The sequence below is a fragment of the Mesorhizobium sp. M0491 genome (assembly GCF_040321265.1).
Classification (GTDB): Bacteria; Pseudomonadota; Alphaproteobacteria; order Rhizobiales; family Rhizobiaceae; genus Mesorhizobium.
Window position 1 is genome coordinate 257,492 of the sequence record NZ_JAMYRE010000001.1, and the last position, 10,602, is coordinate 268,093.

Annotated in this window: 10 protein-coding genes; 3 read left to right on the plus strand and 7 right to left on the minus strand. The window is 64.1% G+C overall.

Annotated features, from left to right (window positions below; genetic code table 11):
- Positions 1 to 55: 55 nt before the first annotated feature.
- The 7 genes from NKI69_RS01150 to NKI69_RS01180 form a co-directional block, all read right to left on the minus strand.
- A complete protein-coding gene (locus NKI69_RS01150; RefSeq protein WP_128305667.1) occupies positions 56 to 655 on the minus strand; it encodes a VOC family protein in 600 nt (199 codons plus the stop codon).
- A 77-nt stretch (positions 656 to 732) separates the two neighbouring features.
- Entirely contained in the window at positions 733 to 1,569 is an 837-nt protein-coding gene (locus NKI69_RS01155) for an ATP-binding cassette domain-containing protein (protein ID WP_128305666.1), read from the minus strand.
- A complete protein-coding gene (locus NKI69_RS01160) occupies positions 1,562 to 2,440 on the minus strand; it encodes an ABC transporter ATP-binding protein (RefSeq protein ID WP_128305665.1) in 879 nt (292 codons plus the stop codon). The genes NKI69_RS01155 and NKI69_RS01160 overlap by 8 nt, the downstream gene beginning before the upstream one ends.
- Positions 2,437 to 3,285 (minus strand): ABC transporter permease, encoded by an 849-nt coding sequence (locus NKI69_RS01165; protein WP_128305664.1) that lies wholly within the window; start codon positions 3,283 to 3,285, stop codon positions 2,437 to 2,439. Before NKI69_RS01165 ends, NKI69_RS01160 begins: the two co-directional genes overlap by 4 nt.
- On the minus strand, positions 3,278 to 4,285 hold the full coding sequence (locus tag NKI69_RS01170; RefSeq protein ID WP_352719633.1) for an ABC transporter permease: 1,008 nt from the start codon (positions 4,283 to 4,285) through the stop codon (positions 3,278 to 3,280). Before NKI69_RS01170 ends, NKI69_RS01165 begins: the two co-directional genes overlap by 8 nt.
- 89 nt (positions 4,286 to 4,374) lie before the next feature.
- A complete protein-coding gene (locus tag NKI69_RS01175) occupies positions 4,375 to 5,904 on the minus strand; it encodes an ABC transporter substrate-binding protein (RefSeq protein WP_352719635.1) in 1,530 nt (509 codons plus the stop codon).
- 108 nt (positions 5,905 to 6,012) lie between these two features.
- Positions 6,013 to 7,587 (minus strand): phytoene desaturase family protein, encoded by a 1,575-nt coding sequence (locus NKI69_RS01180; protein WP_352719637.1) that lies wholly within the window; start codon positions 7,585 to 7,587, stop codon positions 6,013 to 6,015.
- Positions 7,588 to 7,706: 119 nt separating this feature from the next.
- On the opposite strand from NKI69_RS01180, the gene NKI69_RS01185 reads away from it, so the two are divergent.
- Genes NKI69_RS01185 through NKI69_RS01195 form a run of 3 tightly spaced genes read left to right on the plus strand, consistent with a single transcriptional unit; the run spans position 7,707 to position 10,567 of the window.
- Positions 7,707 to 8,498, plus strand: a complete 792-nt coding sequence (locus tag NKI69_RS01185) for a cyclase family protein (protein WP_128305660.1) — start codon at positions 7,707 to 7,709, stop codon at positions 8,496 to 8,498.
- A 15-nt stretch (positions 8,499 to 8,513) separates the two neighbouring features.
- Entirely contained in the window at positions 8,514 to 10,085 is a 1,572-nt protein-coding gene (locus tag NKI69_RS01190; RefSeq protein ID WP_352719639.1) for a phytoene desaturase family protein, read from the plus strand.
- Positions 10,085 to 10,567, plus strand: coding sequence for a MarR family winged helix-turn-helix transcriptional regulator (locus NKI69_RS01195; RefSeq protein WP_127270494.1), 483 nt, complete (start codon positions 10,085 to 10,087; stop codon positions 10,565 to 10,567). The genes NKI69_RS01190 and NKI69_RS01195 overlap by 1 nt, the downstream gene beginning before the upstream one ends.
- Positions 10,568 to 10,602: the final 35 nt, after the last annotated feature.

Below are 10,602 nucleotides of genomic sequence, written 5' to 3' on the forward strand. Positions count from 1 at the left end.
TGTCCTGACATGGCGAAAGCGCGCCTGCGTGTGATCACGCAAGCGCGCTGCCGGATCAATTTTCCGGGTTCTTCGGGCTCCACAGCACCGTCTCGGCGTCCTTCTCATAGGCCATTCCGTCGGGATAACTGATCGCTTCCAGTTGCAGCCCCCACGGCGCCTGGAAATAGAGGATGGTCTGGCCGGCGGCCGGCCCTTCCTTGACCGGCAGCGGCCCCATCCGCGTCTTGACGCCCTTGCCTTCGAGATAGGCTTTGGCGGCAGCGACGTCGTCGACATAGAAGGCTATGTGGAAGCCGCCAATGTCGCTGTTCTTCGGCGTCAGGTCCTTCTGGTCCGGTGCTGTGTATTTGAACAGCTCTATGTTCGATCCATAGCCGCAGCGGACCATGGTGACCTCTTCGATCACCGCCTTCGGGTCGACGCCCAGGAGATCCTGCATGAAGGTGCCCTTGTCGTCGGCGAACGGACCGAACGACATCGCCTTCTTGCAGCCGACCACTTCGGTGAAGAAGTCGACCGCTTGCTTCATGTCGGGAACGGTGATGCCGGTGTGGTCGTGGCCGCGCATGCCCGGGATCGAATCCGCCGAGGCCATGCCGGCGCTGCCGAGCACCGCGGCGGCCAGCGTTGCAATTGCGATTTTGGTCTTCATGTCAGTCCTCTCCATTTGGCGGGACTTGGGTCTTTTGGTCGCACGCCCGAGGCCCGCTCTTCGGCGTGCGTATGCATTCATGTCGGCGCCTTGGCGGCGGAAGGAATGTCCAGCCAGCTCGCATCGATCTCGGGCAGCGGAATGGCCGCGATGAGATCGCGCGTGTAGGCCTGCTGCGGCTTGTCGAACAAGGCGTCGGTGGCGCTCGCTTCGACGATCACGCCTTCGCGCATGACGATCACTTGCCGGCACAGCCGCCGGATGACCGACAGATCGTGGCTGATGAAAGCGACGGTCAGCCCCATTTCCGCCGCCAGCTTTTCCAGCAGCGTCAGGATCTGCGCTTGCGTCGACACGTCGAGCCCTGAGACGATCTCGTCGGCCAGCACGAATTTCGGCGACAGCGCCAGCGCCCGCGCAATGCCGACGCGCTGGCGCTGGCCGCCCGACAATTCGTGGCGATAGCGGCTGGCGAAACTTTGCGGCAGGCCGACACGCTGCAGCGCCTCAGCGACGCGCGCCTTGAGATTGTCGCCGAGGCCATTTTGCTTGAGTGGCGCGGCGATAATGCTTGCAATGGTGCGGCGCGGGTTGAGCGACGACATCGGATCTTGGAAAATCATCTGCAGATTGCGGCGCAGTGGCCGCAGTTCCGCCTCCGGCAGATGCGTGATGTCGCGGCCCTCGAAAGTTATGCTGCCGGCGCTCGGTTCCAGCAACCGCACCAGAGCACGGCCGAGCGTCGATTTGCCGGATCCGGATTCGCCGACGATGCCGGTCACCGAGCCCCTGGGCAGGTCGAAATCCAGGCCCTTCAGGATTTCGACCAAGGGCGCGCGGCCGATCAGCGGCTTGCGCGTCATGTCGGGCAGCGCGACCTTCAGCCCGCGCACGGAGAACAACGGTTCAACCATGCGACCGCCTCCAGGCCTGGTCTGCGGCAGCGATCTCCGAAGCAAGCCCGGCCAGCACCGCCTCGTCCACCGGCTTCAGCGAGGCGAAAGGATCGGTGTAGCGTGGCGTCGCCGCCATCAGCGCTCGCGTGTAGGGATGCTGCGGTGCTGCGAAGAGGGCAGCCGTGTCGGCCTCCTCCACCACCTTGCCGGCATAAAGCACCGAGACCCTCTGGCTGATCTTGGCGACGACGCCGAGATCATGGGTGACGAACAGGATCGCCGTGCCATGCTCGCGCTGCAATTGCACGATCAGCCGCAGGATCTGCTTCTGCACGGTGACGTCGAGTGCCGTCGTTGGCTCGTCGGCGACGATCAGCCTTGGCTCGGCGGCGAAGGCGGCAGCGATCAGCACGCGCTGGCGCATACCGCCTGACAGTTCGTGCGGATAGCTTTTCAGCACACGGTCGGGATCGCGGATTTGTACCTCGTCCAGCAACTGGCGAATGCGGCTATCGGCCTTTTGCCCTGCCCAGCCGAGGATCCGCACCAATCGGTCGGTCATCTGCGAGTCGATGCGCCGCGACGGGTTGAGCGCTGTCAGCGGGTCCTGCGGGATCAGCGCCGTGCGTGCCCCGATCAGCGTGCGCCGTGCCTTGGGCGGAAGCTTGCCGAGGTCTTCGCCTTCAAGCCGCATGTCGCCTTCGACAATGCGCACACTCGAAGGCAGGACGCCGAGCACCGCCTTGCCGATCATCGTCTTGCCGGCGCCGCTTTCGCCGACCAGCGCGCGGACTTCACCGGGCTGGACCGCAAGCGACACCGATCGCAGCACGCGCTGGCCGTTGGGCAGCACCGCGCTCAGATCCCTGATGTCGAGACAGGCGCTCATCGCAGCACCGGATCGAAACGCGTCTTCAGCGCCTCGCCGAACTGGCTGAACGACAGCACGGTCACGATCAGCGTGATCAGCGGGAACACCAGCACCCACCATGCCTGATGGATCGACAGCCGGCCCTCGGCGATGATGCCGCCCCAGGTCGGATCGTCGGTCGAGATCGACAGATTGACGAAGGACAGGATCGCCTCGACGATGACGGCGATGCCCATTTCCAGCGACAGCAATGCGACGATCGACGGCACCACATTGGGCAGCACTTCGCGCAGCATGATGCCGATGCGGCCATAGCCGGCGATGCGGGCGTTCTCGACATAGTCCATGCGCGACTGACCCATCGTCTCGGCACGGATCACCCGGCAAAAACGCGTCCAGTCGATGATGGCGATGGCCAGGATGACGGAACTCAAGCCCGTGCCAAGCACCGCCACGAGCAATATGGCGAACAGCACCGGCGGAAACGCCATCCAGACATCGACGATGCGCGAGATGATGCGGTCGGCCCAACCGCCGAAATAGCCTGCGATCAGGCCGAGCGTCGAACCGACCAGGCACGCAGCGATGGCTGCGGAAAAGGCGACGATGAAGGCGATGCGGCCGCCGAAGATCAGCCTCGACAACAGATCGCGGCCGAGGCTGTCGGTGCCGAGCCAATAGCCGGGTTCGGCGCCATTCATCCAGAATGGCGGCAGCCGTTCCAGCATCAAATCCTGCGCCAGTGGGTCCTGCGGCCCGACCAGCGGTGCGAAGATCGCGGCCAGCAGCGCCAGCAGCAGCCAGCCGCCGGCAAGCCACAAACGTGGCGACACACCTCGCCTTTGAGCACGACCCTCATCCATGGCGTAGCCTCGGATTGAGCAGCGCGTACATCATGTCGACGCTGAGGTTGATCAGCACGAACAGCAGTGCGAAGACCAGTACGATGCCCTGGATCAGCGGCAGGTCGCGGTTGATGACCGCGTCGATCGCCATGTTGCCGAGGCCCTCATAGGAAAACAGCCGTTCGACGATGACCGTGCCGCCGATGAGGAAGGTGAACTGCACGCCAACCAGCGTCAGTGTCGGCAAAGCGGCATTCTTCAAGGCCTCGCGCAGGATGACCTGCGTTTCCGAGAAACCCTTCACCCGTGCCAGCACGACATAGTCGAGATCGAGCACTTCCTTCAGCGACTGTTTCAAGAGCTGCGAGATGATTGCCGCCAGCGGCAGCGCAAGCGCCACGGCCGGCATCAGCATGTGCTTCAGGAGATCCCAGGTGAGGTCGAGGCGCAGGCGCAACAGGCTCTCGAACAGATAGAACTGGGTGACGAAGGGCAGGTCCAGTTGTGGCGACACCCGGCCGGAAATGTCGAAGATCGGCACCAGAACGCCGAACAGAAGGATCAGCACCAGACCCCACAGGAAATCGGGAATGGACAGCGCCGCGCCACTGGCGATGTCGATGCCGGCCTCGACCGCCGTGCCGCGCTCGCGCGCGCCGATCACCGCCGTCGTGCCGCCGAGCGCCACCGCCATGATGAGCGCGACGATGGCAAGCTCCAGCGTCGCCGGCAGCCGGTTGAAGACGAGGCCGAGCACGTCTTGCCGCAGCGAGATCGAGGTACCGAAATCGCCCCTGGCCAGGCCGGAAAGCCAGATGAAGAATTGCTGGACGATGGTCTTGTCGAGCCCATAGAGCGCCCGCAGCCGGGCGATGTCGGCATCCGTCGCGCCGGGCGGCAGCATCATGGCGATCGGATCGCCGGGCGCGACGCGGATCACGACAAAGACGACGACGGCCACGCCGAACAGCGTGATCAGCATCGTCAGAAGGCGGATCAGGAATCTTTGCAGGAGCATGTAAATCTTTGCAGGAGCCTGTTGGCTCGTATCCCGGATAGAAATGCGCGCCGTCGCTATGGACGGCGCGCCGCAATTCCAGGCCGATATCAGGCCGGGGTCATCAGGGCCGGCAGCAGCGCGCCGGACACATGCTGCACCACATTGACGCCCTTGGCATGCACGATCGGCTGCGCATACTGCATCAGCGGCAGCACATAGGCCTGCTCGGCGATGTATTTGTCGACCGCCTTCCAGCCGGCGATGCGCTTGGCCTCGTCCTTTTCGCCCCACAGCGGATTGATCATGTCGATCAAATCCTGGCTGTCCCACACCGAATGCGGGCTCGGGCCGTACATGGCAAAGCCGGTCGAGGTGGTCGGATCGCCGATGGCGTTGCCCCAATTGTAGAAGGCGGCCGGCGCCAGCTTGTCGGCGGCGCGCAGTTCGTAGTGCTTGGCGATCTCGTAGACTTCGATCGTCGCCTCGATGCCAACCTTGCGCCACATGCCGACGATCGCCTGGATCATCTCATAGTCCTTGGGCTTGAAGCCCTTGGTCGTCTGGATGGTGAACTTGACCGGCTTTTCCGGCGAATAGCCGGAAGCGGCCAGCAATTCCTTGGCCTTTTCCGGATTGTGCTCGACCTTGATCGACGCGTCGTAGGATGCGTATTCCGGCGTTTCCAGCGTATCGATCGGCTGGCCGTAGCCGCGCAGCAGGCGATCGACCAGCAGCTTCTTGTCGATGGCCATCACGGCGGCCTGGCGGACGTTCTTGTCCAGCATCGCCTCGATATCGTTGAAGAAGATCATGCCGATGTCGGAAACGTTCTTGCACGAGCCGGCCAGCCCGTCCTTGGCGATCAGCCGGTCATACTCCTCATAGGGGATTTCGAGCGTCACCTGCGAGGAGCCGGATTCGATCTCGGCGACGCGGCTTGCCGCGTCGGCGACGAACTTGATCGTCACATTCTCGAAGGCCGGCTTGCCGCCCCAATAGTTCGGGTTTGCCTTGAGCCGCAGGAAGGCGTTGCGCTCGAACCTTTCCACCATGTAGGGGCCGGTGCCGATCGGCGCCTTCTCGAAACCTTCGGCGCCGACCTTTTCGTAGTAGGCCTTCGGCATGATGTAGCCGGTCAGGAACGACATCCATTTGAAATAGACCGGGTCGAACTGCACGACGTCGCCGGTGATCTTGTTGCCGTCGATCTTGAAATTGTTGACGTTCTTCCAGACGAACTGGATCGGGTTGCCGGTCTTTTCGTCACCCGCCCGCTGCAGCGACCAGACAACGTCCTCTGGCGTGAACGGCGAGCCGTCATGCCAGGTCACGCCTTCGCGCACCGTCATCGTGATCTTGGTGCGGTCGTCGTTCCAGCCCCATTCGGTCAGCAGGCCCGGCGCGAAGGACAAATCGGGCTTCTGCGGGATGAACTGGTCGAACACCGACTGGTAGAGGCCCTGGATGGTCGGGTTGACGGCCGAAGGCCCGGTGGTCGGATCCCAGGACGGCAGGTTGACGTTATAGGCGATGGTCAGTTCCCCGGCAGCCGCCTTGGCAATCTGCGGCAGGCCGACGGCGGCCACCCCGAGTGCCGCGGCACTGCATCCCAGCAATTCACGTCTGTTGATTGTCATGGTCGTTCCCCTTGTTGGTTTTCTGTTTCTGCGCGTCTTAGGTCATTGGTTCAGGCTTCTTGGGCAGCAGCGCCTTGCCCCTCGTAGCCTCAAGGAAATCTCCGGCTCCTACCTCCCGCCAAGCTGTTGTGCGAGCATAAAGCCCGACGCCGCACCTGTGCCGGCGCCCGGCCATGTCGCGGCTCCGGTGAGGTGCAGATGCGCCACCGGCGTGTTCCAGCCGGCATAGCCGCGCGCCGGGCGGAATAAAAAGTTCTGCGCCAGATGATGGCTGCCGCAGACCTGGTCGCCACCGACGAGGTTCGGGTTCTCGCGCTCAAGATCGATGGGCGAGAAGACGGCGCGGCTGAGGATCTTGTTGCGCAGGCCGGGCGCATAGGTCTCGATGATGTCGAGGACACGCTCGGCGTAGGCGTCCTTCACCTCGTCCCAATGCGCGGGTGCGATCTTGCCGGCGGCATCGCCTGTGATTTCGGCGGGCAGCATGCGCACCTGCACCCACAGCACATGCTTTCCCTGAGGCGCTCGCGAGGGGTCGATCGCCGTCGGCTGGCCGACCACCAGCGTCGGCTCGTCCGGCAGCATGCCCGCCATCGCCTGCTGATAGGTGCGCGACATGGCGTCGAGCGACGGCGACAGATGCACATAGGCGAACTGCCGCAACTCGGCTCCGGCGCGCCATTCGGGCAAATCGTCGAGCGCCAGATGAATCATCATCGTGCCCGGCGCGTGGCGGAACTTTTGCATCGCCGTGTCGAAGCCGGCGTTACCCGAACCATTGGGCAGCAGCTTGCCGGTCAGCGCCTTGGGCGCGACGCCGGCAATGACCGCTTTGGCGGCGGTATGCGTCTCGCCCGAAGCGAGCCGGACGCCGGTCGCCTTGCCGGCGGAAACGGTGATCTCGGCCACTTCGGCGCCGGTGACAATCTTGCCGCCGGCGGAGGTCACCATGCCCGACAGGGCGCGGATGATGGTGTCGGCGCCGCCTTTGCCCAGCACCATGCCAAAGCTCTGGTTGGCCATTGATTCCAGATAGGGGAACACCGCACCCCCGGCGATGTCGGGCGCGAAGTCGAGATGCATGCCCCAGGTGGCGAGCGTTGCCCTGATATGCAGCGACTGGAAATTTTCCTCCAGCCAGGCGCGGGGCGAGGACAACAGCAGCCGGCCTGTATCGAGCGCCCCAGACATGCCCTTCTTGCGCCACAGGTTCCACGCGATGCCGGCAAGCGCGCGGGCGCTCATCGGCGAGCCCAGCAGCCGGAACAGATGTTCGGCCTCCGCCGGGAAGGCGGCGACCAGCCTGCGCCATGTCGTGGCGTCAGTGGCGGAGAAGGCGGCCATGCGCGCAGTGGTCTTTTCCATATCGTTGCTGACGCCGAACCAGCGTCCGTCCGGGAACGCGCTGGCAAAACAGTCGGCAACGGGCGCGAACTCCAGCCCCTGCGCTTTCAATTCATTTGCATATTTCCGGTGGAAGGCCGAGCCGGCGAACAGGCTCAGATTCATCGCGCCGAAATCGTGGCGGAAGCCGGGAAGGGTGAATTCGCGCGTCTGGACGGCGCCGCCGATCGCTGCGTTACGCTCGAAAATCCCGGTTTTCCAGCCTTTGAGCGCCAAATGCGCGGCGCATGCCAGACTGTTGTGGCCCGCCCCGACAAAGATGGCGTCGAACTCGCTCACGCCTCGTCCCCATTTCCTTTATGCTTAAAGATAATTGCAGATGCATATGTTTTCGTCTAGTAGGATATTAAGGGCCGACACGAGCCTTGATCATCACACGAAAGAGGGAACTTCAGACCATGGACACCCAAAAACTCCTCGGCGAAGTCGCCAGCCAGCTTCTTTCAGGCGCCATCAAGGTGGTCGACCTGTCGGCGCCACTCGGGCCGGACACGCCATTGATCAAGCTGCCGCCGGAATTGGCCGTCGACACGCCGAAGGTCGAGATCCACAACATCTCCCGTTACGACAAGAACGGTCCGTGGTGGGCCTGGAACTGGCTGAAGCTCGGCGAGCATTCGGGCACGCATTTCGATGCGCCGCAGCACTGGATCTCCGGCAAGGATTATCCGGACGGTGCCACCGACACCATTCCGGCGCAGAACTTCGTCGGCCCGGTCAATGTCATCGACTGCTCGAAGGAAGCCGCCGCCGACCCTGATTTCCTGCTCACTGTCGACCACATCAAGGCATGGGAAGCCAAGCATGGCGCGATCAATGCCGGCGAATGGGTGGTGATGCGCACCGACTGGTACAAGCGCAACGGCTCGGAAGCCGAGTTCCTCAACGCCAACGAGACCGGCCCGCACACGCCCGGCCCGACGGCCGAAGCCATCCAGTTCCTGATCAGCAAGGACATCAAGGGCTGGGGCTCGGAGACGATCGGCACGGATGCCGGCAAGGCCGGCGGCATGGAGCCGCCATTCCCGGCGCACACGCTGATGCACAAGGCCAACCGCTACGGTCTTGCCAGCCTTTGCAACCTCGACCAGCTGCCGCCGAAGGGCGCTATCCTGATCGCGGCGCCGCTGAAGATCGAACACGGCACCGGCAGCCCGATCCGCGCGCTGGCACTGGTGTCGAAGGGCTAAGCGAAAGCGTTTGCCGTGACCCAGCCGGATCACATCATCGTCGGCAGCGGCATCAACGCGCTGGTCTGCGCGGCGATGCTCGGCGGCAAAGGGGCGCGTGTGCTCGTCCTGGAGCGCAACGACCGCATTGGCGGTTGCATGCGCACCGAGGAGATCACCGCGCCCGGCTTCATCCATGATGTGATGGCGACGACCTTCGTGCTGTTCATCACCTCGCCGGCCTTTGCGGCGCTGGGCGCCGACCTTGCACGGCACGGGCTGGAGTTCTGCCACACGGGCACGCCGACCGGCGTGCTGCGGCCGGATGGCAGCCATGCCGTGCTCAGCACCGACCGTGCCGCCAACGTCGCCGCCCTCAATGCGATCGCGGCAGGCGACGGTGACCGGCACGCGGATGATGTCGGCGGCATCGAGCGCAATGCCGGCCTGCTGTTCGGCTTGCTCGGCGGCAGCCTGTGGTCCTATCCGACCGCCAAGCTGCTGGCCGGCGATGGCTGGCGGCGCGGCCCGCGCGGTCTTGCCGCCTTTCTCGGCGAGGCACTGGTGCCGGCGCGCGGCTGGCTGGAAAACACCTACCGGTCCGAAACCATCCGCGCGCTGTGGGCGCCCTGGGTGCTGCATGCTGGATTAGGCCCTGAAGATGCATTCTCCGGCCAGATCGCTAGGGTTATCGCCTTCGCGCTTGAGGCGGCGGGCGCGCCGATCGTCAAGGGCGGGGCAAAAAACCTGCTGGCGGCCTTCGAGGCTTTGATCCGGGAACGCGGCGGCGACATCCGCACCGGCGCCGATGTCGCTTCGATCGTTCAAAGCAATGGCCGCGCGACCGGCGTGCGACTGGCCTCGGGCGAAACGGTCCATGCCAACAAGAGCGTCATCTGCTCAGTCACGCCGACGCAGCTCTACGGCAGGCTGCTTGGAGCCGACGCTCCCCAAGCCGATGTCGAGGCGACGCAGAAATACCGATACGGCAAGGGCAATTTCCAGATCCATTATGCTCTGAGCAAGCCGCCCGCGTGGCGCGGCGAAGGCCTGGACAAGGTGGCGCTGCTGCATCTGACGCCGGGACTGGATGGCGTCTCGAAAGCCTGCAACGAGGCGGCGCGCGGCATGTTGCCGGAGGTGCCGACCATCTGTGCCGGCCAGCCGCATGCGCTCGATCCGTCGCGCTGCCCCGAAGGCAAGGCGATCCTGTGGCTGCAATTGCCCGAGGCTCCCCGCCACATCAAGGGCGACGCCGCCGGCATCCTGCAGGCGCCGGTTGACGGGCAATGGACCGAAGAGTTGCGGGAAGCCTATGCCGATCGCGCCGAGGCCATCCTCGCCGGCCATATCGACGGCTTCAGAGATAGCGTCATTGCGCGTCGCGCCTATTCGCCCGCTGACCTCGAAGCGATGAACATCAATCTGGTCGGCGGCGACCCCTATGGCGGTTCCTCGACCATCGACCAGTCGTTCCTGTGGCGGCCGTTCAAGAGCAGCCGCAACCATCAGACCGGCATCAAGGGCCTCTACCATATCGGCGCCTCGACCCACCCGGGGGCCGGCCTTGGCGGCGGTTCCGGCTTTCTCCTTGCGGGGAGGCTGTGATGGAAGAGAAGGTCACCGAGAAGCGCCAGCGCATTTCGACCCTGGGGCAGATCGGCCTGCAGCAATTCGCGCCCTATCTGATGAACCGCATCATGGGCCGCTACAACGCCACCTTGCGCGACGATTTCCGCAAGCAGGGCCTGACCATTCCGCAGGTGCGCACGCTGGCCGTGCTGTCGGTCACCGACGGCATCACCGTCAACGACCTCTCGGTCTATACGGTCATCGAGCAGTCGACCTTGAGCCGGACGCTCGACTCGCTGGAGGGCCAAGGCCTCGTGCGGCGTGAGCAGGGCGTCACAGACAGCCGCATCCGCCATGTGTTCCTGACCGATGAGGGCCGCGCCGAGTTTACCCGCGCCTGGCCGGCCATGCATGACGCGTTCGAGGCGATGTTCGACGATATCGACGACGCCGAATATTCCGCACTTATCGCCACGCTTTTGAAGATGCTGAAGAACATTCGCAAGCACGACATCTAGACCTACGCGTCGCCAGCCTCGGGCGGTACCGGAAG

Bases quoted from the DNA above. Each gene is read 5' to 3' on its own strand.
- NKI69_RS01160 (WP_128305665.1), bottom strand. From the start codon at position 2,440: ATGAGCGCCTGTCTCGACATCAGGGATCTGAGCGCGGTGCTGCCCAAC.
- NKI69_RS01150 (WP_128305667.1), bottom strand. From the start codon at position 655: ATGAAGACCAAAATCGCAATTGCAACGCTGGCCGCCGCGGTGCTCGGC.
- NKI69_RS01195 (WP_127270494.1), top strand. From the start codon at position 10,085: ATGGAAGAGAAGGTCACCGAGAAGCGCCAGCGCATTTCGACCCTGGGG.
- NKI69_RS01165 (WP_128305664.1), bottom strand. From the start codon at position 3,285: ATGGATGAGGGTCGTGCTCAAAGGCGAGGTGTGTCGCCACGTTTGTGG.
- NKI69_RS01175 (WP_352719635.1), bottom strand. From the start codon at position 5,904: ATGACAATCAACAGACGTGAATTGCTGGGATGCAGTGCCGCGGCACTC.
- NKI69_RS01185 (WP_128305660.1), top strand. From the start codon at position 7,707: ATGGACACCCAAAAACTCCTCGGCGAAGTCGCCAGCCAGCTTCTTTCA.
- NKI69_RS01170 (WP_352719633.1), bottom strand. From the start codon at position 4,285: ATGCTCCTGCAAAGATTCCTGATCCGCCTTCTGACGATGCTGATCACG.
- NKI69_RS01155 (WP_128305666.1), bottom strand. From the start codon at position 1,569: ATGGTTGAACCGTTGTTCTCCGTGCGCGGGCTGAAGGTCGCGCTGCCC.